The sequence below is a fragment of the Candidatus Paracaedibacteraceae bacterium genome (assembly GCA_019636055.1).
In the GTDB taxonomy this organism is placed as follows: domain Bacteria; phylum Pseudomonadota; class Alphaproteobacteria; order Paracaedibacterales; family Paracaedibacteraceae; genus Paracaedibacter.
Window position 1 is genome coordinate 229,280 of record JAHBYH010000003.1, and the last position, 22,373, is coordinate 251,652.

Sequence of the window (22,373 nt, forward strand, 5' to 3'; positions counted from 1 at the left end):
TATGTCTGAAATTACAACTACATTGGCTGAATTAAATTCATCTGTGAAGGATTTCACCATGGATCATGAACAAAAAATGGCTAAGGTCGAAGAGGGACTGATTAAAACAACAGAACGACTGAATCAAGTTGAGATTGCTTTGCGTCGACCACATGCAGGTGAATCAAAGGCGGAAAATACTGAAGGTTTTGGTCGCTTTGTTCGTAAAGGTATTGATGATATTTCAGCTAAGGCTATGATTTCATCAAATGATGCGGCTGGTGGTTATTTAATCCCATCTTCTGCGGTTAATCTGATTAATCAACATCTAAATTCACGTTCTACCATCCGTCGTTTGCCATCGGTTGCCATTATTACAAACGACAGTATGGATATGTTGCTAGAAAAGACTGAACCGGATGTGGGTTGGGTAGCTGAAACAGCGGATCGTGATGAGACATCTACACCTGAATTGGTGAAAGTATCCATTCCTGTGCACGAAGTTTATGCACGGCCTCGGGTTAGTCAACGGATGTTGGATGACTCTGCTGTCAATATTGAATTCTGGTTGGCTGATCGTATTGCAGACAAGATGGCTAAGACAGAAAATCAGGCTTTTCTATTTGGGAATGGTGCAGGAAAGCCAAAGGGAATATTGACTTATCCAACAGTTGAGATTGGTAAGGGAGAATGGGGTAAAATTGAATCTGTTGAGATGATTGCAAAAGACAGTGCTGATAAAATTATGGAAGCTTTTTATGCCATGAAGTCCGAGTATCTGGATGGTGCATGTTGGGTGATGTCTCGTAAATCTGCTGCTAAGATACGCACAATGAAGGATAAGAGCGGATCTTATATTTGGCATGCAAGCATCAGTGCTGATCAACCCAATCTCCTTTTAGGTTATCCTGTTCATCTGTGTGATGATCTGCCGTCTGAACAAGATAAAATCATTTTTGCCAACATGACAAAGGCTTATCAAGTTGTTGATCGCTCGCAAATGCACGTTTTGCGTGATCCGTACTCGGCTAAACCCTATGTGGAATTCTATGCAACGAAGCGTGTTGGTGGGGATGTTATCAATTTCGATGCAATTAAGGTTATTTCATTCAAAGGTGAATCATAATGTATGATGTGGTAAAAAAATCCGAAATACCGGTTATATCACTTCAGCAAGTTAAGGCGCATTTGCGCCTTGACCATGCTGAGGATGATGATTATTTGCTTCACCTTATAACTGTTGCCACAGAATGGGTTGAAGAATTAATTGAATCTCCTCTTTTAACTGCGACCTATAAAGTTAAATCGGCTGCTAAACGAATTAAACTTCCACACCAAAATATTATCGATATCGTTTCAGTTGTCGGTATTGGCGCAGATAGGAAAAAGCGTTCTTTAAGCCTCTATGACCTTGAAGTTGGCTCGAAAGTATCTGTGATTGTTAATTCTTTATATCCAAGTATCGAGGTGACCTATACCTGTGGCTTTGGGGACCGTCCTAAAGATGTTCCTGCACCGCTACGCCAAGCCATCATAAATCATGTGGCCTGTCATTATGAATGTCGGACTGAGATTTCAAAAGAGCAATATCTTATGCTGTTGCAACTTGTTCACCCCTATAGAAAGGTCGGATTATCATGAGAACGTGTCTTTTAAGTGAAAAGGTGCAACTCTGGCGCCGTCAAATTGTTGATACGGTGGACGGTGATGTGGCCGAGCGTTGGTCCCATGATGCAACGGTTTGGGCGGATGTTCGCCTTAAGGGAACGGATGGCGATTCATTGCTGCTGGATATCCGAATGCGTCCCCACGGTTATAAGGTTGATCGGATCTATTGGCATGGTGTGTGGGCTGATTGTCCTAAATCAATATATAAAACAAGAGATTATGTTCGATTTTTTGCAAAAAGTCGCGCTGATTTAACGGGTTCTTAAGGATCGTCTTGTAATATTTGTTTATTAAAATACTGGAGTCAAAGTCATGAGCGACTTTTCTTTATTAGCGGCAGTGAAGTCGCACTTGCAAAGTAACATAGAAGAACAAAATTTCTATATCACCCCACATTCGGATATGACATATCCATGCTGTTTATTGGAATTGGACGAAGTCGAGCAGGGGCTAGGACTGGGTGTTAACACCCCTCAATCCAAGGTTAAGTTTAGAACAGTTTGTCTGGACGCAGACGTTGGCGTTAAAACCAGTTTTGAGTGTTCTCAAAAGGTAAACCGATGTTTAGACGGTAAAATGCTAGATTTACCGGATGGGCGCAAAGCTATCATTAAGCTAATGGGTAGTGTTGTCGACATATCCAAAAAGGGTGATCGCAAGACCGTTAGCCATCACTATGAAACATTATTGCGAGGATAAAATGACAAAAGAAGAACTTTTGGATTTAATCAATCAAGAAATTGAAAATCAGGAACGAACGCTTCCGATTGAACTGCCCCGTTGGGTGCAATGAGGTTAGCTATGGAAACAGAATTAGTTATTTCAGGGACAGGGTTTCCTCCGCTTTCAGCCCGGGGGTGTATTCAAGAATTGGTACCACTGGCTATGGGGCAATTTCGTCGAACAGTTAATGGAGATCTTGTTTTTCTAGGAACCAATGGTAAAAAGTACCGCACAACCATATCTTGTGAAGATAAATCAGTTATCGCAACGGATAGTCTTGATGTCGGCTCGGTTGTTGAGATTAGCTGCATTCAGCGCCTGTGGCAAAAATCCAATGGGGGAAAAATCGAATTGGATCGTGTCCCAGTAGCTGGCTCGGTTCACGTCATCGACGAGCAACACAATCCCTTGCCAATTATTTGTTATGATCGTCAGGAAATTACTGTCGCGACACAACAACCTTGCTATGTAAGCTATCGCCCTATATTAACCATGAGGATTATGCGCTATTTCCTTAAGACGGATGAGTGGGGGGTGAAGACTGGATGGCAGATGGAGTTAGAAGAAGTTTAACGATAATATAAGGATTTTAAAATGTTTAAGGCAATCTGTACCGCCATTATGGGGGTTTTTTTATGGGGAAAATCAGTCTCAGTTGAGGTGGAAGCCCCCGTGGTTTTTGTTTGGTCTGAGATTTTGCTGCATGAATCTGCACGCTGTATGAACGGCCCATCAGTCAATGGATACATGATTAGCCGGCTCGATAATATCGATACAATTACGTGGAATCCTGATTTGGTTAATCGATTGTATTTTGTGGGAACAGGGCTTATAAAGTATGATTAACGTATAGAAGAGGAATTGAGGGAAAAATACCCAAAGCTTTACAAAAGTTGGAATGATTTCACAGATAATATTCCATATAATTCAGAATCATATACTTCTGCAGCTCAATTACTCAGACGTTGTCTAAAGGTTGTTAAGTAAATATCTATTTATAAACTAACCTACATATATTAGTCCTCTCATAACAGGGAGGATTAATATGTTAACTAAAGATGGCTGCTAAACTTGCTGACATAAAAGAAAAAAAGATCCCTGATTTTATTGAGATGTGTTTTGAACACGTTAGTTCTGGTGAAATAGATTTAAGTATATATCCTGATGTAATCTGGGCGAATATTCCGGATTGGGGACACGCTTATCTTAAATTAGCCGCGAGAATGAGTTTGCTGGGAGTTTATGTAGATCAATTAAGGTATGGCAATGGACGCATACCAAAAGGGATACAAGAACGGCAATTAAGAGAAATCAACTTTTGCTTAAAACTGCTTGCTGAATAAAAAAGCCCCAATTAAGGGGCTTTTTTCTTAGGAGGCGCTACTTCGCTTTGATTCGTAGTAACTGATAAACGCGGTACCTGCGATAATCAAAGCAACACCCATTAGGGTAATTTGGGTTGGGATTTCGCTGAAAATCATAAAGCCAACCAATGTTGTAAAGATGAACTCAACATAACGGAATGGCATCAAAGCAGAAGCATCTGTTGCTGTGAAGGCGCGGATTAGACAAACCTGAATCAGGTTGGCACCAATACCCAACAGGATAAGTAGGCCTAGTTCTTCCATTGTTGGTGTTTGCCAAAAGAAGAGGGCGGGAACAAAAGCACCGACTGTGGTTCCAAAGGCAAAGTAGAACAACATGTTATAGGTTGATTCTGTGGCAACCATTTTCTTAGCCATAATGTCTAGCAATGCGAATTGTAAAGCAGCAGCAACCGGAACCATAGCCACCCAACGGAATGTGTTTTCACCGGGTTGAAGAATAATCATCAAGCCAATAAATCCAACAAGTGTGGCAATCCAACGTGGCGCATCAACCCGTTCTTTAAGAAGCAAAACCGCGAGGGGTAAAAAGAACAACGGCTGTGAGAACATGATGGATGTATTTTCGTTCAATGGCATGACGTTAACGGCATAGCAGCAGGCACCGATACCACCAACACCAAGGATTGCGCGGCCAACGTGCATCATCGGGCGAGATGTTTTGAAGGCAGACAGACCGTGACTCATCATCAGAGGCACAACGGTGACCATGCTGAACAAAAAGCGGAAAAAGATAATTTCTGTAACGTGTAGGCGTTCACCTAAAAAGCGCATCAAGACGTCGTTGGTGACGCTGACAACGCAAATCATGGTCGCCCAAAAGGCACCTTGGGGGTAACCTTTGCGAAAGAACCAACCAATAAGGTTCATCCGGGCCAAACGGTCGATTGTGCTCTCAGGAGCTGTGGTCGTATTATCCATGTTATTCTCTATTATGGGGTTAAGACACGGTTATTTTTTAGTGTCATTTTAAATCAAATATATGATTCGCTTTGTCAATTGTCCACTTAATTTATCAATTCAAGTCAAATATCTAGGAGATACTTATGTCTATATATTTATATCTGTGTCATCAAACTCAGAAGTTTGAAGAACTAAGCGACCAATTGCCCTTAACATTGCTTGAATTAACGATTGATCATCATGAAGGACGTATTCCTATCTCTAATCTTATTGTTCCTGTACAACAGGATATCCCTGATACAGGTTGGGCTTATATCGCCACGGATGACCGCGGCGTCCTTGAGGCTATATTTCGAGGACAATTTACTGGTGGCGCTAAACTATTGGATGATCAGACAAAGCATATCAGTTTGTTAGCTTCGGCTTGTAATATGGAACAAACGATCGAAAAATTAAAGGGTAAAAATAAAGATAACTATTTTGTAAATTCAGGATCGCTGACGGATCTTTTAGAATTTACACAGGATATTCCTTGTTATGGGCGGTTGGGGGAGGAATTTAAGCTTTCTAATATTTTTAAAGGGAGAAATATAAAACGACTGCAGCATGAAATTCTCGCTGATACTTTTAAGATGCAGATTACGGATACACCTTTGCCTGGTATTGATGTGACGGTGATTAAAGAATGGACACAAGTTTGTCAAGGCGAAGTCAATCTCTATCCTCGTATTGAGACGCTTTTCCCGCATGGGCGTATGTGTACACTTTCAGCATCGGGATTGCTTGCATCGTGGCCAAAGACCGGGCAGATGTTTGGGCGTAGCGGCTATGCGGTTGTTCAGAGTCATCTGCAAACGATTGATCCACAAAAAACCGGTGTTCTAGGCGTTTATCCGGAAATAACGCCGGAAATCAATGGTAAGAAATACAAGATTTTCTGGTTGCAAGGCAGGTTGGTCGTTGAATGGTCTTACCGCCAGAAAAGGCGTGAGATTGTTCAGTTTACCCTTGAGCATAAGAATAAATTTTTAAATCAACAAAGACCGAATCGCAAACTTAAGTTAAGTCTGGCTAAAAGAGGAGAAGGTTCGAATAAATCATCATTTTTTGATAGTGAAGAAGGGAATATTGCTCTGAAACAAGCATTAGACATTGCTAAATCTCACCTTGCCTATTCAGCCCGAGCACTAGAAATCACGTTTCAGATTCCATTTACGGATGCGTTGGATTTAACGCTGGATCATTCAATAGAAGTGAATCACCCTTCTATTCCATCAAATTTCACCGAAGGAAAGCTGGTTTCTTATCGTCTGGAGAGAGCTTTTGATCGTGCGGTTGCTCATCTCAAAATACTGATCGCAACAGGAGTCTCGGAAAATACAAATCAGCAAATCAATATTGAAGCCTTATCCAAAATAGAAGGGCTAAGTGGAAGACATGATTTGGGGCCTGACGACATTATCGATCACATAAGTATCCATAATCATGCTTTCGACCAAATTGAATTTTTGCAAGTTGCCGCAGATGAATCACATCCGACATGGATTGATCTAAGGCTGAAAGACTTGAGAAGCCATGATGTCCTTCAGAGAGATTATGTGATGCAGGGATTGAGTTGGAGTGCCTCCTCTCTTGAGGAAGAGGCGAGAGTTAAGAAAGGAATACAATGACAATTTTATACCAACAAATTGGTCGCCCCTACTGGCAAGGGTATGAAGCACCAAGTACAGCGCATGTAACAACAGATCTAGTTAATCTCAGATTCGGTAGTGATGATTTTGATATTGTCTCTATTTCGGATGAATCATCATTTCCGGATGTCATTGATATTCTTGTAGAAGTATGTCCTGTCAGATCAACAGTTAATCCAACGTTTAACCATAATGGGCTTCAGCTTTTAGTTTATGGTACCAGTCTCAAAGATTATAACGTTCAAGAGATTAGATTAAAATCTTTAAGCTTGATGCGTAAAGCAGGCTTTATTGAAAAAAACATTTATTCTGCAATTGAATTATCTGAACAGTTCAGAGTGCATCCCAGTGATGTTATTTTATCTCAAACTCAACCCTTAGGGTGTTTTTGGCAAGAGAATGCACCTTACGATGCTATTTGTCAATATCAGGTCACATTTTACGAGGCAGATGATGAAGTCCGTTATCACTTAGATAAAGGTGATTCTTTCCTTCAATCCATTCGAGATGGAGCGTTGACTGTTACGCTCACTCATGAAGATTCCGCTAGTTGTGTCTATCACACGGTGGATTTGGTTCGCCATGGAACCACAACAGCATGGTTAACATTACACAAGAGGTGAGTCTATGAATGATGTACATATTTTAGCGAGAACAATTTATGGGGAAGCCCGTGGTGAATATTATCGTCTTGATGGCGGCCTATCGTCGTTGATTGCAATTGGTAATGTAGTCAAAAATCGCTTGAAACAGAAATCGTGGTACGGATCCTCTATTTCTGAAGTGTGTCAGAAACCCTATCAGTTTTCCTGTTGGAATCCTCATGACCCAAATCTCCGTTTGATTACAACGACAATTACCGATCCCTTGTTTGATCAATGTATGGTTGTGGCTAAAATGATTCTCGAGGATCGTTGGCCGGACCTGACTAAGGGCTGTGATCACTATCACGCATCAACCATGGAAGCACTGCCAACTTGGGCTTTGCAAGCAAAGCCAGTCCTTAAGATTGGGCGTCATCTATTTTACAAGATGTCAAAAGGGGGTAACTAATGGAGCCCACAACTGTTGCTGTTGCCTTGGGGTTTGCTCAGTTTATTCCTTCAATCGCCAAGTGGTTAGCCGGAGATAAAGCGGAACAAGTTGCCAAGGACGTTATTGGAATTGCTAAACGCATTACCGGCATTGATGATTCTGCCGGTATGATTCGTATGCTGCTTGATGAACCTGAACTCGTCATTGAGTTTCAAAAAGCAGTTTTAAATCTAGAGGCTGAAATGGAGCTGTCGGTCATGCGTGACCGACAAAGTGCTCGGATGCGCGACATGGCCTTCATCAATTCAGGTCGTAATAATACACGGGCTGATGTCATGGTCCTCAGCGCAGCAGGTGGACTTATTGCTTGTCTGATTTCACTGGCTTATTATTCAGAGTTTTTACCGGGGGAGGCTGTTGGAATTATTTCAACAGTGGCTGGTATCTTTGGATCTTGTCTTAAGGATGCGTATGCCTTTGAGTTTGGTTCATCTCGGGAAAGCAAAATAAAAGACACAACGATGGCTGCTTTATTTGAACAGGAACTATCATGAAAAATTATGAGAAGCTTTACTCTATGGCATTGGCAAAGAGGCGAAGGGGGCGACAGTTATCGCAAAGAACCCAAGCTGTGTTAAGGGCAATCCTAATGTCTTTGTTGGTGCCCCATCAACCTGCAATTATGACTAAGAAGAGGAGACACTTCTTCCTCAAAGGACGAGATTAAAGGCGGTATCCCTCAAGACCTCGTATACCGAATAGCATCGTCCTTTGAGAAAATCTTCAGCAACAAACGTATTGCGAGCCCACGTTCTCCTTCGAGACGTGGGTTTTCTTTTATAATTCTTTTAGTTTCTTGGTTAGCGAGTTTTAGTAATTGCCCCATTTTATCAGGGTATGAAACGAAGTCAGCCAATCTAAATCCAGGAAGACCACTTTGACGCGTTCCCAAAATATCTCCACCACCACGTAATCTGAGATCAGCTTCTGCTATTTCAAAGCCGTCATTTGTTTGGCGCATGGTTGATAGACGTTCTTTGCCAATTTGGCTCATTTCATGGCCGTATAACAAGATACATGTGGCTGCTTTTGTTCCTCGGCCGATACGTCCTCTTAGCTGATGAAGCTGAGCCAAACCAAAACGCTCAGCATGCTCAATAATCATGATCGTTGCTGCGGGGACATTGACCCCAACCTCGATGACCGTTGTTGCGATCAGGATATCGACAGATCCGTTGATGAATTGGTCCATAATTGCATCTTTATCTGCGGCTTTCATTTTTCCATGGACAAGCCCAACTTTTTTACCAAAAATCCCGTGAAGTTGATCGTATCGATCGACCGCGGCAGATACATTTATTTTCTCTGATTCTTCGACTAAGGGACATACCCAAAAAACTTTTGCGCCGTTCTGAATTTCCCGTTGGACACCATCAATCACATCGTTCAGTCGATTGAGCGGCAGGACTTTTGTATCAATAGGTTGCCGTCCTGCAGGTTTCTCGCGAATCACAGACACATCCATATCTCCAAAGTTCGCTAATTGTAAAGTGCGGGGGATTGGGGTTGCTGTCATGGCAAGAATGTCCGGATTGTTTCCCTTCTCCGACAGAGCTAAACGTTGTTCAACACCAAAGCGATGTTGTTCGTCAATAACAGCCAGACCTAGACGGTTGAATTTAACCGAATCTGTAATCAGTGCGTGGGTGCCAATTAATAAATCAATATTGCCCAAAGCAAGTTCTGTAAGGATTTTTTCACGCTTCTTCCCTTTTTCCCGTCCGGTTAGGATGTTAGCTTTTATGCCAATTTTGTCGGCAAGTTCAATCATAGATTCTGCATGTTGACGAGCAAGAATATCTGTTGGGGCTAAAATTGCTGCCTGATAACCTGATTCAATAGAACGTAGCATGGCAATCAAAGCAACCAATGTTTTTCCGCTTCCTACATCCCCCTGAATCAAGCGTGTCATCGGTGTCGATTTTTCCATATCTTCAAAGATATCTCTGATAACATCCTTTTGGGATTCAGTTGGCTCATAGGGTAGTTCTTGCATCAATCGACGGGTAAGATCACCGGTTCCGGCCATGGCACACCCTTGAATCTGAACTTCACTTGCTTTTCTTGCATAATGTAAGGCGAGTTGATGGGCAAAAAGTTCGTCAAAGATAATGCGTTCATGGGCGGGTGATAAGGTTAGTTCCTTTAGATTCTGGGGATAATGGACTTGACGAATTGCTTGGTTAAAGCTAATCAGGTTGTTGTCTGATAGCACATTTGGATCATGCCATTCAGGAAGGGTGATCAGTCTTGCAAGAGCTGCATCCATTACACGGTGAACACATTTATTTGTTACCCCTGTTGTAAGAGGGTATATAATTTCCTTTTCAGGCACCATCATTTCCGGTGTGACGGGCAACACTCTGTCCGGATGCATAATGCTCCATTTACTTAAGTTTTTATCGGCTCGACCGATGATGATTTTTTTTGCCCCACTCGGTAAAATTTTACTAAAATACGGAGTATTTCCATGAAAAAAGACAACATCAAAAAAGGTTGAGCCATCGTGACAACTCACCCGATGGGGTGATCCGCGTTTAAATGCGGGTTTATGCCCCATGACTTGTGCTTGAATAATAACGGTTTCACCAATGTTAGCGTCATTAATGGTTTTTACCAAACGATAAGAATGAATACCGCTGGGAAGATGGAGAAGAGCATCTATGGCACGTTCGCCCAATAACCTTTTGAATAGAGATTCACGGCGCCCGGCTACCCCTGGTAATGTGGACAGGGGAGCAAACAGTGGCGTCAGTCGTTGGATCAATTCTTGTGACATGCCTTAAGTATAGCCTAAGATTGTTTTTTATGTCGAGTAGCCTTCCTGTGTATAACAAGAAGTTTTACAGCTTAGACCAATCTATCCCATAACGTCGTAGGGTTTCTTCAAAATGGGTTGGTGGCGCTGCATTAAAAGTCAGTCTGTTCCCTTCACGATCCCTGAAAGTAATCGTCCGAGCATGCAAGTGAAGCGTTCTGTTAATATCTGTCACTTCTTTACCACCATATTTCCCGTCGCCAAGAATAGGAGATCCTAAGTGCTGGCAATGGACGCGGATTTGGTGGGTACGTCCTGTTTCGGGACGCAGTTCAACCCAAGCCATGAACGGAAGATTCCTTTTTTCTAAGCGTTTCAACGTTTGATATACAGTTACAGCATTTTTTCCCTTTTCATGATCAACCACGACTTTTTCGCGATCACCAATACCTGCCTTGACTAATGGAGCTTTGATAACGCCGCTACCTGGTGTTGGTTGGTCGACAGTCACGGCCCAATATATTTTATCAACATTCCCATCTTTAAACTGTTGGGTTAGATGCGTAGCCATCTCACCTGTCTTTGCAATAACAAGCAAACCGCTTGTGTCCCGATCAATACGGTGGGTCAAGCGATAACGACAGTTTTTATGTTCGCCATAACCAGCTAAGAAACGATCGACGTGACGAAATGTCTTGGTGCCACCTTGGACAGCAAGACCACTCGGTTTATTGATAATTAAGATTTCATCATCTTCCCAAATGATCAGAGAAGTAAAAAACTCCAACTCATCTGGTGTAAGAGTTGGTGCTTCTTTCATGCTGATTTGAGGGAGTACGTTTCGATATTTAGCAAGATCTTCCTTGACGGTAACAACATCGCCAATAACGATGCGGTGGCTCGATGCTACTTTTGTGTCATTTAGCTTGATCTTACCTGTGCGCAGTAATTTTTCAAGAACGCTTTGTTTGAGCTCTGGTATTTGTTTCTTTAGCCAGCGATCTAATCGCATCCCTTCAGAATCTTCGACAATATATACGGTTGGTTGGTTCATTTTCTTTGCCTTTTTATCAATATGTACCCAAAAATGCGATTTCGGGTACATATGCTCCATAACATGTACCCAAAAACGTGATTTCGGGTACATGTCTATCTATCTCTACTCCTAATTATCATTCATTTTTAGGGCTGCAATAAATGCGCTTTGTGGAATTTCTACGTTCCCGTACTGGCGCATTTTCTTTTTACCTTCTTTTTGCTTATCTAGAAGTTTACGTTTACGAGAAATATCGCCGCCGTAACATTTGGCTGTTACGTCCTTACGCATTGCAGAAACGGTCTCACGAGCAATAACTTTGCCACCAATAGCGGCCTGTACTGCAATCTTAAAGAGTTGACGTGGGATTAAATCTTTTAAACGCTCACAAATCATGCGACCGCGAGATTCAGCGCGCCCTTTGTGAACGAGCATTGACAGGGCATCAACAGGTTCTCCATTAACCATAATGGAAACCTTTGCAATATCACTTTCTTCGTATGTGTCTAACGCATAGTCAAATGACGCATACCCTCGGCTGATAGACTTAAGGCGGTCATAAAAATCAAAAACAACTTCGTTTAAAGGTAATTTGTAAACTGCCATGGCGCGGTTGCCTGCATATGTCAGATCTAATTGAACACCACGACGTTCACTGCATAATGTCAGAACTGAGCCTAAGTACTCATCTGGAACCAAGATTGTTGCCTTGATCCAAGGTTCTTCGATTCGATCAATTTTTACAACATCTGGATAATCTGCTGGATTATGCAATTCAATCATTGTCCCATTTGTCATATGGATTTTGTAGACAACGCTTGGTGCAGTTGTGATTAGATCTAGATCAAATTCGCGTTCTAGACGTTCTTGAATAATTTCTAAATGCAGAAGGCCCAAGAATCCACAGCGGAATCCATAGCCCAAAGCTGCAGAGCTTTCGGCTTCGTAATGAAAGCTTGCATCATTGAGTTGTAATTTTGCTAAGCTATCACGTAACCGTTCAAAATCAGCTGCATCGACAGGAAATAGACCGCAGAATACAACAGGAACAGATGGTTTAAAGCCAGGAAGAGGAGCTGCTGCTTGGCGACGTTCATCTGTAACTGTATCACCAACTTTACAATCAGCTACAGCTTTGATGCTGGCAGTGATGAAGCCAACTTCACCGGGAAGAAGCTTATCGACTAAGACTTGCTTTGGGGTAAAATATCCGACGCGGTCAACTTCATAAGTTGCGCCTGTTGACATCATGCGAATCTTCATTCCTTTGGACAGAACGCCATTTTTGACACGGACTAGAATCATAACGCCAAGATAGGGGTCGTACCAACTGTCAACGAGCATGGCTTGTAGAGCTGCTGATTCATCCCCAGTTGGGGCTGGAAGACGAGTGACAATTGCCTCAAGTACGTCTTGAATACCGATACGGGATTTAGCTGAAGCAAGGATTGCATCCGAGGCATCTAGGCCGATAACATCTTCGATTTGTTGCTTAACGCGATCAGGGTCGGCTGCGGGGAGATCAATTTTGTTCAGAACTGGGATGATTTCGTGGTTATTGTCAATGGCTTGATAAACGTTTGCAAGGGTTTGAGCTTCTACACCTTGGCTGGCGTCAACGATAAGCAATGAGCCTTCGCATGCAGCCAAAGATCGGCTCACCTCATAAGCAAAGTCAACGTGACCAGGAGTATCCATCAGGTTTAATTGATAGGTTTCACCATCGTTTGCTTTATAGCTTAAGCGAACAGTTTGTGCCTTGATCGTAATTCCGCGCTCACGCTCAATATCCATGGAATCGAGCAGTTGATCTTTCATTTCGCGGGATTCAATTGCACCGCAAAACTCGATCAATCTATCGGCCATGGTAGATTTTCCATGGTCAATGTGGGCGATAATAGCAAAGTTACGTATGTTTTTCATGATTCAAATTAAGTTTAGTTATTTATCTAATTTTTATAGGAATCTTACCTTAAAGGCAAATGATATTACACTTCTTGCCAATTTATTGAGTTCTTTGAACGCCAAACTTTCTATTAGGCCGTTAAGATTGGGGTAACCTAGAAAAAACTAAAGGGCACAGGAAAAAAATCTGCTTGAAATAGGTGCCTAAGGAGCAAATTTTACGCTCTACGTTTCTTGACAAACCATATGTCGTCATTATAGCCTTGCTTATGTTGTTTTTGATTTGGGGATAAGGTTTTCATGAAAATAGAGTTTCATAAAAATGATTTGCCAGCTGGGCTTGATTTAGGTAAGACTGTTGCGATTGATACGGAAACAATGGGGCTAAAGCCAAATCGTGACCGTTTGTGTTTAGTTCAGTTGTCATCCGGAGATGGTGTTTGCCACCTTGTGCAGATTGATCCGACCGGTGAAACTTATCCAGAAAACCTGATCATGTTGCTAAGTGATGACTCAGTAGAGAAATTATTCCATTATGCGCGTTTTGATGTAGCTATATTGATGCACACATTCGGTATTACAATGAGCAATATTTACTGTACAAAAATTGCATCAAAACTCGTGCGAACTTATACAGATCGTCATGGCCTTAAGGAACTGTGTAAAGAGCTTTTGGGTGTTGAAATATCTAAACAAGAGCAGACATCTTATTGGGGAGCGGATGATTTAAGTGAAGATCAAAAGAAATATGCTGCAACCGACGTCTTGCACTTGCACAAGCTAAAAGCAATTTTAGATGATCGCCTAGAGAGAGAAGGGCGCACAGAACTAGCTCAAGAATGCTGTAACTTTATTCTGACACGCGCCTATCTCGATCTATTGGCTGGTGATGAATTCGATATTTTTGCGCATTAACGCACGTTAGTGCGTTTACTGAAATCGGTGATTTCATCCTTAACTTGGAGTTTGCGTTTTTTTAGTTCATGAAGACGCGCTTCAGCGGTAAAAGCACCTGTTTCGATGCGTTTGATTTCTTTGTCTAAGCTTTTGTGCTTACGGATCAAGTTGTCTAAATGAGATTGGATGTTCATAATTTCCTCCTTCTTTAGTATCTACCCACACCATTATATAGCGTAGTAATAAGATGAGTCAAATGATATGAAATTTAATAGCAATTACTTGAGTGACTATAAAAAGCCCTGTATGGAACAACAGGGCTTTTCTTTTGAATAAAAGTCTTATCGATACTGGTTCATTTCTACACGAGCGAACGAGTCCGCTCTTTGGTCATTATCATTCGGGGATCCATCCCAGTGAAATGTGATTGTTGCATTACAAGCTGGTCTGTGTGTTATTTCGAAATTATAACGTGGTGGTTCTGTTGGTGTGCCGATATTTGACCATTTAGCTTCTGATGATGGTTTGTATACAATATTATGGATACAACCGCGATTTCCTGAAACATTCCAACCCGGAGCTGAGCCACCCCATGCTTTAATTTTAAGTACAGTTGTCATTTCTGCATTTTTAGCATCAGCTTGTGTTGCTAAGAGCATGAGTCCTAATAAAGCGAGTTTTTTCATCCTGAATACTCCTAAAATGTTAAATCTCCTTATTATTCAAGATGAAAACTTAAATTAAAGTTAAGTTCTGCAAAAAAAGAAGCCCTGGTTAGGGCTTCCTTAATTTACGCTTCGTATGGGCGTCGATGAACGTTAAATATAACGTTAAGGATTAACGCTAAGACGATAACGGCAACACCTTGATGAAGTGTTCCAAGGCTAACCGGAACTTCATGGAGGAGCGTTGCAATCCCTAGGATCACTTGAAAGACAATCCCGACAATCATAAGCTTTGCTGCATCTTTGACAGATTTGCCGAAGTCAGAGCGAAGTAACCCCGTCATGGCAAGGATGGTTAATGCCATTGTTAAGACCGCGATTGTTCGATGAACCCATTGGACAGTTGCGGCATTTTCAAAGAAATTTAGCCATACAGGTGTCAGATGGCTCCATTCATAAGGGATAAAATCTCCCCCCATTAACGGATAGGTATTGTACATTTTTCCTGCTTTTAATCCTGCGACAAAACCCCCGTACGTAATGGTGAGCATAATGGCCAGTGCTGAAAAATGAACAAGCATGACTTTATTATTCCCGCCCCCTCTGACTTGTTTTTCGTTGGGGTGGATATGACGTAGCCCTGTAAAAAATAAGACAGCAAATAAGACAAGCGCTAACATCAAGTGGACTGTTAAACGATAGTGACTAACGGATGGATCTTTGACTAGGCCACTTTTAACCATATACCACCCCATAAAACCTTGTGCCATGCCGATAATCGCAACGACAACGGACATTTTTTTCATGCCACGACTGAGTTGCCCTTTAGCCCAAAACCAAACAAGAGGAATGAAAAAGAATAAACCAATCAGGCGTCCTAAGAGTCGATGTGCATATTCCATAAAGAAAATAAATTTGAATTCAGATAATGTCATCCCGTGATTGACGAGTTGGTATTCCGGGAATTGCTGATATTTCGCAAACTCTTCGAGCCATGCAGTTTCTGATAAAGGGGGGATGGCCCCAACTAATGGTTTCCATTCAACGATGGATAAACCTGAGTGGGTTAGCCTTGTTGCGCCTCCCAGCATAATCATGAGCCATATTAAAAAACAAGTACCGAATAACCATAGGGTTATGGCGCGGTTCGGATGGGTAATTTTATTCATAAATCCCTCAAATGTTAAAATGCTATTCAAATTAGTTATAGCCTGAGTTATAGTCAAATAAAAGGATCTATTCGGAGAAAATCTATGCGTTTTGTTTTTTTGTCTGCTGCTTTGCTTTCAAGCTCTATGGCTGCCACCTTGGCGATTAAAGGGCCATTGACTGAAGCATCTGCCTATAATATACATGAACGATTTGTGCAAAATAGCGGGGCAAAACTCGACCAACATCCCTACAAGAACTATACAGTTGAGCTCGGTTCAATCTCTAATCTTGATGATAAAGACGTTGCTTATATGACAGATGTCATGAACAAATGGGTTGTGGCTAATGGCAAAAATCTCCGTGGCGTCAAGTTTGATATTGCCCGCTGTGAAGTTCTTGGTGGTAAAAAAGTAATGCTGGTTGGTGATTATATCTATAATGATATATTTAACCTCCGGGATAGCCTATCAGAAGCTATTGAATCCTCCGTGCCACCGAGCGGGAAGAAATATTCCCTGAGAGCGAACTGCAAAGGGAACTTTTCTCCTTCTGTCTACGTTGGAGATATAAAAGGTTTTACTCCAAAACAAGTTGTTTGTCGTGTTAATCGTCGCATTAACCAATCTGAAATTATCCATGATCAGCCTTATTTTGAAGTCGAAGTCGACTCATTGCGTGTGTATCATTAAGATAGAACCGAAAGAACTTTCTTTTCTTTAAGTAAAATTATGTATAAAAAAAACGCATTTTTCCTTTTTTCTTTTCTTTTAACAGGATGTTCCATTGGACCTAATTATGAACGTCCTGATATGGCGTTACCAAAAAACTGGTCTATTCCTTGTCATAAATCACAAAACAGTGATCGATGGTGGCAAGGCTATCAAGATCCTGTTTTAAATAATCTTATTGATCAAGCTTTGACATCAAATTTGGATTTACTGATTGCTTTGGAAAAAGTCAAGGAGGCAAGGGCCGGTTATGACGCTCAGCTTGTCAATTGGTTGCCAACGATTGGTCTGGGTTCCAGCGTACAGCGCGATCGTAATACTTTTCCTATATTTGGGTTGAAAAAACCGTATGACACATGGAAGGCTGGCTATGACACCACATGGGAAATAGATTTATTTGGCGGAAACCGCCGAATGATTGAAGCTGCCGAAGCTCAGGCTATTGGGGCAGAGTGGGGATTAAAGGCAGCTCAACAGATTATTATTGCGGAAGTTGTTCGAACGTACTTGCAATACTTAGAATTTAAAGACTTGTTCCGGATAACCAATGAGACAAAATCGAATCATGATGAGACAGCTCGCCTCGTTTCTTTAAAATTAAAAGCAGGTGGAGCATCTGTTTTTGATGCGCATCGTGCAACAGCTCAAGCTTATGCAACAGCTGCGGACGCTCCGAAATATGCCACAGCAGCAGAACAGGCACGCCAAAAACTCTCTGTTTTGCTCGGTGAAGCTTCGGATTTGAGTAAGTTGGATGTAGCGTTACCTCAGTTTGGGGTATTAACACCGGATCTTGATTCTCCTGTAGAAGTTATTCGTCTGCGCCCGGATGTTATGATTGCTGAGCAAGATCTTGCATCTGCTACCTATATGACGGGTGTTGCTATTTCGCAAATGTATCCTAAGATATCCATCCAAGGTTTTCTGGGGCAGATGTCGACACTTCAAAGTAATCTAATGGAATCAAGAAATAAATCCTTTACGATTTTAGGGGGGATTCATCTTCCGCTATTTACCTTTGGTCGCTTGCAAAAACAAGTTGATGCCGCCGATGCTCGTCAACAGCAGGCCCTGTTTAATTATAAGAAGACGATATTGTTGGCTATCGCTGAAATAGAATCTCTGGTTAACGCGTTTAATAATGAGAAAAAACGATATGGTCATTTAAAGTTAGCAGCTGATAATGCGGGAAGTGCGTGCTCAATAGCAAAAAAACAATACAAAGAAGGTTTAATCTCACTATTTGAAACATTAGAGGTCGAGCGGGCTTACTATGGGCTACAATCACAACTTGTTGAGTCAAGATCAAACCTTGGGATTATCTATTCTGATTTGCAAAAAGCATTAGGTAGAGGGGGATAACATGATCAGATTTCTGGCCAGCGGCTTTTATTCAGGCTATCTACCCAAAGCACCGGGAACTTGGGGCACGTTGGTCGCTCTGCCTTTAATTTTGTTGTGTTATTATGGACATATTAATTTACTGTTCATGACGGGGGTGATTTTTCTTGTTGGTTGGTATGTCAGTCAGCAATTAACTCAAGATCCGGCGAGTGATCCTGATCCATCCTATATCGTCATTGACGAAATTGCGGGGATGTTCCTAACGGTCTATCTTTTATTGCATTTCAATATAATTGATCGGTTATCTGAAAAAGGATTAGCTATATCGTTTATTTTATTTCGATTGTTTGATATTTGGAAACCATGGCCCATTGGTGTAATTGACATTAAACTTTCTAAGATTGTTGCGCTGCGTGGGTTTGGTGTCATGATTGATGACATATTGGCGGCTATTTGGGCTGCCATAACTATGGCAATATTTACAAAAATTATGCTTTACATGTCTTAGATAAACCGAGTAATGTCGAGTATGATCTAGTTTTATAGGAGGTGAAATTGGATCTAGTAGCAGGAGAGGGGGATCACCCTCGTAATAAGATTGTTTCACGAGGCAAGGGGCTCGTGCGTAAATTGTTTCGCAAGCAAGAGATTATTGACGTCTCCCATGCCACGAATAAAACAGCAACGCAACTATTAACTTCCCTAAAAACCATTAAGAAAACAACAAAGAATTTACTTTCCATTGATGATACATATTTAGATTGTACTTTGCAGTCTAACTTAACCACTTTACAAAAGGAAATTATTCGCCTTGAAAGTTTAATCAAGAAACGTGAGTACGAGGCGAAAACTGAGACATTGGGTTTGGGTTATCTTGCATTTAATGATCCGGTTACGGGGCTCCCTAACCGGCGTTTTTTTGACGGCATGGTTGAATCTTTATATGCAGAGGGACAATCATTTCATGTCGCTATTATTGATGTTGACAACTTTAAATCCTTTAATGACACCTATGGCCATGAAATTGGCGACGAAGTCTTAAAAAAAGTTGGCGAAAGAATTAAGGAATCTGTTCGCAGCGGCGATATTGTCGCGCGATATGGTGGGGATGAATTTGCGGTTTTGATCCATGGATCACCGGACTTTACCATAGAAGCAATTTTATTACGACTACACGAACTTTCTCTGTCGTCATACAGATTAGCAGATAAAGATAAAAATATTCACCTAAGCATTGGCGCATCCAATTGCGCAACGAAATACAATAGCATAGCTGATATTTATAAACACGCGGATAAGTCGATGTACTACGCCAAACAGATGGGCAAAAATACGTATTACTACCAAGAGTTATAACCACTGTGATTAACTTGTAGGCAGTTTATTGAGAATGCAGCCGACAGGCCATCTTTAAGAGCTATAAAAAACAAAATGAAGGTAAAGGCAAGAGACATACGCCCTGACTACGAGTGGGACAAAGTTCTTCCAGCTGAATAAAAACGTTTTTAAATTCAAATACATAGATACCATATAAGGTTTTCATTAACTTAAATATGGATCGTGAGTGTGTTTAATTTTTTTACGAGATATCAAGCAAAGATAGTAATTTTCGCGATGGAAAAGATTGTTGAATCTGACCCGATAATGGCTTTAAAAATAAGGGACAAAATGGCGTTTATCCTTAGGATAAGTGTATTCAACGTACTCAATGAGTGGCCATCAGCAGATGAAAATATAGGTTCTTTTCTTTCGTCTAAAGCGAGTAAGGGCATTAGCTCTACTATAGCTTTAACACTCGCACATATAGTTATGAGTATAACAAATTACGCACGGAATAGGGGCGACAAGTCAATGATGTACAGCTCATCAATTGTATCCACTTGGCTGCATGCATTAGCTAATAACGATCATAAAAGCATTGTCATGCACATTAATGCAATAGAAACTTTGTTTATAAGCAATTCTTATTATTTTGAAGAGAAGCAGAATCAAAATATCAGCTACGAATTATATGAATCTTTGCCTCCTGAGATTGGTAATAGTTTGATGAGGATTGAGTAGTGGACTAAGGGATTAAAGGGAGGTACCATTCCAGCTCCAATTAACTGCCTAAAGATAGAGAAGGCGACAGTAGGGAAGGTGAAAAGGCGAGGGACATACGGCCAGACTTTGACTTAGATGCTTATATAGAAGAATTAAAAAGCATAATATAACATATTGAAAACAAATGGTTAATCCCTATACCTATGTTTGAGAAAACATATTTGTAGAGTTAATTTAATGGAATTTCATGAAGTGCTAGGAATATTTTTATCAGGTGCAATATTAGTTGGCGCATATATAGAAAATAAATATTCGACAAAGATAATCTCTTTACGAAGCTATTACGAAAACCGATCAGAACAACTTGAATCGATTAATAGTAGGCTCTGGAATGAATTTAAATTATATAGAGTGAAAACTGAAGAATTTATATCTACGATAGAAGATATTTACCCTGAAGATATATTCTCATTAGAAAAGAAAACAGAATGGTTTTTTGAACAATCCGATAAATACGATGATTGATTAGAAAATACTGCGAGTTTGATAAACAAAAAGGCTCTAACTAACTAGAGCCTTGATGTCGACCGCGACAACCACGCAGTCCTTATCAACAAGGAATGCTAAGGGAGAATGAGCAATCTAACGATAATTCTAAACACGACCATAAGTTGTATAATTGGTATTATGTTAAATTATGATATTATTATACATAAATCAAATTAAAATATCAGATATTTTGTTTCTTTTGAACCATAATAAAAAAACTTATTGTAATCGCTTTCTCTAATTTTTTTTGTTTACTTTATTTCAAACTACTCTATTTGTATTTTTGCTGTGAATTGTTTTTCTAAAAAATGGAGAGTACTATGAATGAGATAATTATAGGACTTGTATCACCAATTGGAACTGAAAAAGATATCATTGTAAAAACACTCGAAAAAAACATAGAAGCGTATGATAGTGAATGCAAGGTGACTACAATATTTGGAGACATAATAAAGATTCAAGAAGAAATTTATGATAGGCAACTTATTGACCTACGAGATAAATATGTAAAATCTATCGAGTCAGATAACATTAATTTGTTGATCAATAAGGATATGAACGAGAACTCAATAAAAGTAGATAGCGGACAAGAGATATACAAGATTTATCATGAGTCACATTATTTTATAAATACTGATTCCTCAAAAGCTTTCATTAAGAATTCTGTTCTAAAATTTATAAAACTGTTATATGGCCATTATGATGAGTACCCTGATACAGATGAATTTGGTATGGCAATTGCTTATGCTTCAGCGATGAGATCAAATTATCCAACAAATAGGCAAGTTGGTGCTTCAATACTAACACAGGGTGGTGAAACTCTTGCACTCGGAAGTATCCGTGTTCCGAATCAAGATGCAACCACATCAAAAATGGAGGCTGAAAAAGTAAGATATAAGTTTGAAGAAACAAAAGAAAAGTTAGGGAAATATAAAGAATATATTGAAAAAAGCAATATAGAAGATTCCTCTAAAAAAGAAATTTCTGATTTTCTTATGGACTCCCTTGATTATCATCCATGTACACATGCAGAAATCTCAGCTATCGCAGATGCCGCAAAATTGGGGATTGCTATTAAGGAGGCAACTTTATATACCACAACATATCCATGCCATTTATGTTTAAGAGATATAATTACATCCGGGATAAAACGTATTGTCTATCTGGAACATTATCCTAAGAGTAAGGTTGAATATATATTTGAAGATTTGTTGGATCACCATAAATGGGAAATTGAAGCTTTTGAAGGTGTTGGTCCAAAACGATTCGCATACGTTTATAACTCAAGGTTCTTAAAAAGTGATTCTGATAAAAAATTTATTATAAGTCAAAGAACCTTTGATTATTACAAATCAGCAGAGGAAAAAGAGCTTAAATTTTTGCTGCATACTCTTGCTAAAACGTTCCCACACTAAAAACCCCGCATTACGCGGGGCTTTTTTAGTTTTCTTCTTCATCGCTTTCGACATCGACATCGTCTAGGTCGTCGTCCATATCGTCTTCATCATCAAGAAGGGTATCGTCGTTACCATCTAATTCAATATCATCGTCAAGAATTTCTTCTTCTACAACCGCAGCCTTCGCAGCCGACTTACGCCCACGGCGTGTTGTTGTCACAATTTCGTATGTTGATCCGCACTTTGGGCAGATGATTGGGGACTTTTGTAAATCATAAAAACGGGATGCACAGCTTTGGCATGTACGCTTCGTTCCCCATTCGAGTTTAACCACGGAATACTCCTTACTAATAACTTAAATTCTTGTGAATATTTTTGACATGCAACAGCTCTTTTGTCAAAGAAAAACTATTGCTTAAGGTAAAATTTTAGCATTTAATATCAAGTATGAAATT

At 40.4% G+C, this 22,373-nt stretch carries 27 protein-coding genes; 19 read left to right on the top strand and 8 right to left on the bottom strand.

The window, feature by feature from the left end; translation table 11 throughout:
* The first annotated feature begins 1 nt into the window (after position 1).
* The 7 genes from KF820_06705 to KF820_06735 all read left to right on the top strand — a co-directional run bounded on the left by KF820_06705 (position 2) and on the right by KF820_06735 (position 3,713).
* Positions 2-1,105 carry a phage major capsid protein gene (locus KF820_06705; GenBank protein ID MBX3458026.1) on the top strand — a complete coding sequence of 368 codons (1,104 nt, stop codon included), beginning with the start codon at positions 2-4 and terminating at the stop codon, positions 1,103-1,105.
* Positions 1,105-1,620, top strand: coding sequence for a head-tail connector protein (locus KF820_06710; GenBank protein MBX3458027.1), 516 nt, complete (start codon positions 1,105-1,107; stop codon positions 1,618-1,620). The genes KF820_06705 and KF820_06710 overlap by 1 nt, the downstream gene beginning before the upstream one ends.
* Positions 1,617-1,913, top strand: a complete 297-nt coding sequence (locus KF820_06715) for a hypothetical protein (GenBank protein ID MBX3458028.1) — start codon at positions 1,617-1,619, stop codon at positions 1,911-1,913. Before KF820_06710 ends, KF820_06715 begins: the two co-directional genes overlap by 4 nt.
* Positions 1,914-1,959: 46 nt before the next feature.
* Positions 1,960-2,346, top strand: a complete 387-nt coding sequence (locus KF820_06720; GenBank protein ID MBX3458029.1) for a hypothetical protein — start codon at positions 1,960-1,962, stop codon at positions 2,344-2,346.
* Positions 2,347-2,448: 102 nt separating this feature from the next.
* Entirely contained in the window at positions 2,449-2,943 is a 495-nt protein-coding gene (locus KF820_06725) for a hypothetical protein (protein MBX3458030.1), read from the top strand.
* Positions 2,944-2,964: 21 nt separating this feature from the next.
* Complete coding sequence (locus KF820_06730; GenBank protein MBX3458031.1) at positions 2,965-3,216, top strand: hypothetical protein; 252 nt, start codon at positions 2,965-2,967, stop codon at positions 3,214-3,216.
* Positions 3,217-3,428: 212 nt separating this feature from the next.
* A complete protein-coding gene (locus KF820_06735) occupies positions 3,429-3,713 on the top strand; it encodes a hypothetical protein (protein MBX3458032.1) in 285 nt (94 codons plus the stop codon).
* Between the two features lie 27 nt (positions 3,714-3,740).
* Here the strand turns inward: KF820_06735 and KF820_06740 are convergent, their stop codons facing one another.
* Entirely contained in the window at positions 3,741-4,676 is a 936-nt protein-coding gene (locus KF820_06740) for a DMT family transporter (GenBank protein ID MBX3458033.1), read from the bottom strand.
* Between the two features lie 125 nt (positions 4,677-4,801).
* On the opposite strand from KF820_06740, the gene KF820_06745 reads away from it, so the two are divergent.
* The 4 genes from KF820_06745 to KF820_06760 are packed head-to-tail and all read left to right on the top strand — an operon-like array spanning position 4,802 to position 7,938.
* Positions 4,802-6,328, top strand: coding sequence for a hypothetical protein (locus KF820_06745; protein ID MBX3458034.1), 1,527 nt, complete (start codon positions 4,802-4,804; stop codon positions 6,326-6,328).
* Complete coding sequence (locus KF820_06750; GenBank protein MBX3458035.1) at positions 6,325-6,972, top strand: hypothetical protein; 648 nt, start codon at positions 6,325-6,327, stop codon at positions 6,970-6,972. The genes KF820_06745 and KF820_06750 overlap by 4 nt, the downstream gene beginning before the upstream one ends.
* Positions 6,973-6,976: 4 nt before the next feature.
* On the top strand, positions 6,977-7,402 hold the full coding sequence (locus tag KF820_06755) for a cell wall hydrolase (protein MBX3458036.1): 426 nt from the start codon (positions 6,977-6,979) through the stop codon (positions 7,400-7,402).
* Positions 7,402-7,938 (top strand): hypothetical protein, encoded by a 537-nt coding sequence (locus tag KF820_06760; protein MBX3458037.1) that lies wholly within the window; start codon positions 7,402-7,404, stop codon positions 7,936-7,938. The genes KF820_06755 and KF820_06760 overlap by 1 nt, the downstream gene beginning before the upstream one ends.
* A 185-nt stretch (positions 7,939-8,123) precedes the next feature.
* Here KF820_06760 and recG read toward each other — a convergent pair whose 3' ends face one another.
* The 3 genes from recG to lepA form a co-directional block, all read right to left on the bottom strand.
* Positions 8,124-10,223 carry an ATP-dependent DNA helicase RecG gene (recG, locus tag KF820_06765; protein MBX3458038.1) on the bottom strand — a complete coding sequence of 700 codons (2,100 nt, stop codon included), beginning with the start codon at positions 10,221-10,223 and terminating at the stop codon, positions 8,124-8,126.
* Between the two features lie 64 nt (positions 10,224-10,287).
* Entirely contained in the window at positions 10,288-11,316 is a 1,029-nt protein-coding gene (locus tag KF820_06770) for an RluA family pseudouridine synthase (GenBank protein MBX3458039.1), read from the bottom strand.
* A 51-nt stretch (positions 11,317-11,367) separates the two neighbouring features.
* The gene (gene lepA / locus KF820_06775; protein ID MBX3458040.1) at positions 11,368-13,161 is read right to left on the bottom strand and encodes a translation elongation factor 4; all 1,794 of its coding nucleotides are present in this window, start codon (positions 13,159-13,161) and stop codon (positions 11,368-11,370) included.
* 282 nt (positions 13,162-13,443) lie between these two features.
* Here lepA and KF820_06780 point away from each other — a divergent pair, with 282 nt between their 5' ends.
* A complete protein-coding gene (locus KF820_06780) occupies positions 13,444-14,058 on the top strand; it encodes a ribonuclease D (GenBank protein ID MBX3458041.1) in 615 nt (204 codons plus the stop codon).
* On the opposite strand, the gene KF820_06785 is transcribed toward KF820_06780, so the two are convergent.
* From KF820_06785 to KF820_06795, 3 genes are all read right to left on the bottom strand, one after another.
* Positions 14,055-14,234: a YdcH family protein gene (locus KF820_06785; protein ID MBX3458042.1), complete on the bottom strand. Its 180-nt coding sequence runs from the start codon at positions 14,232-14,234 to the stop codon at positions 14,055-14,057. The genes KF820_06780 and KF820_06785 overlap by 4 nt on opposite strands.
* A 147-nt stretch (positions 14,235-14,381) precedes the next feature.
* Entirely contained in the window at positions 14,382-14,726 is a 345-nt protein-coding gene (locus KF820_06790) for a hypothetical protein (protein MBX3458043.1), read from the bottom strand.
* Between the two features lie 104 nt (positions 14,727-14,830).
* A complete protein-coding gene (locus tag KF820_06795) occupies positions 14,831-15,874 on the bottom strand; it encodes a COX15/CtaA family protein (GenBank protein MBX3458044.1) in 1,044 nt (347 codons plus the stop codon).
* 84 nt (positions 15,875-15,958) lie between these two features.
* Here KF820_06795 and KF820_06800 point away from each other — a divergent pair, with 84 nt between their 5' ends.
* The 7 genes from KF820_06800 (at position 15,959) to KF820_06830 (ending at position 21,936) form a co-directional block, all read left to right on the top strand.
* The gene (locus KF820_06800) at positions 15,959-16,546 is read left to right on the top strand and encodes a hypothetical protein (protein ID MBX3458045.1); all 588 of its coding nucleotides are present in this window, start codon (positions 15,959-15,961) and stop codon (positions 16,544-16,546) included.
* 39 nt (positions 16,547-16,585) lie between these two features.
* On the top strand, positions 16,586-17,947 hold the full coding sequence (locus tag KF820_06805) for an efflux transporter outer membrane subunit (GenBank protein ID MBX3458046.1): 1,362 nt from the start codon (positions 16,586-16,588) through the stop codon (positions 17,945-17,947).
* Between the two features lies 1 nt (position 17,948).
* Positions 17,949-18,437: a phosphatidylglycerophosphatase A gene (locus KF820_06810; protein MBX3458047.1), complete on the top strand. Its 489-nt coding sequence runs from the start codon at positions 17,949-17,951 to the stop codon at positions 18,435-18,437.
* 47 nt (positions 18,438-18,484) lie between these two features.
* On the top strand, positions 18,485-19,285 hold the full coding sequence (locus KF820_06815; GenBank protein MBX3458048.1) for a GGDEF domain-containing protein: 801 nt from the start codon (positions 18,485-18,487) through the stop codon (positions 19,283-19,285).
* 258 nt (positions 19,286-19,543) lie between these two features.
* Positions 19,544-19,990: a hypothetical protein gene (locus KF820_06820; GenBank protein MBX3458049.1), complete on the top strand. Its 447-nt coding sequence runs from the start codon at positions 19,544-19,546 to the stop codon at positions 19,988-19,990.
* A gap of 219 nt (positions 19,991-20,209) precedes the next feature.
* Positions 20,210-20,497: a hypothetical protein gene (locus KF820_06825; protein ID MBX3458050.1), complete on the top strand. Its 288-nt coding sequence runs from the start codon at positions 20,210-20,212 to the stop codon at positions 20,495-20,497.
* Positions 20,498-20,841: 344 nt separating this feature from the next.
* On the top strand, positions 20,842-21,936 hold the full coding sequence (locus KF820_06830) for a hypothetical protein (protein MBX3458051.1): 1,095 nt from the start codon (positions 20,842-20,844) through the stop codon (positions 21,934-21,936).
* A 25-nt stretch (positions 21,937-21,961) separates the two neighbouring features.
* On the opposite strand, the gene KF820_06835 is transcribed toward KF820_06830, so the two are convergent.
* Positions 21,962-22,252 (bottom strand): TIGR02300 family protein, encoded by a 291-nt coding sequence (locus KF820_06835; GenBank protein ID MBX3458052.1) that lies wholly within the window; start codon positions 22,250-22,252, stop codon positions 21,962-21,964.
* Positions 22,253-22,373: the final 121 nt, after the last annotated feature.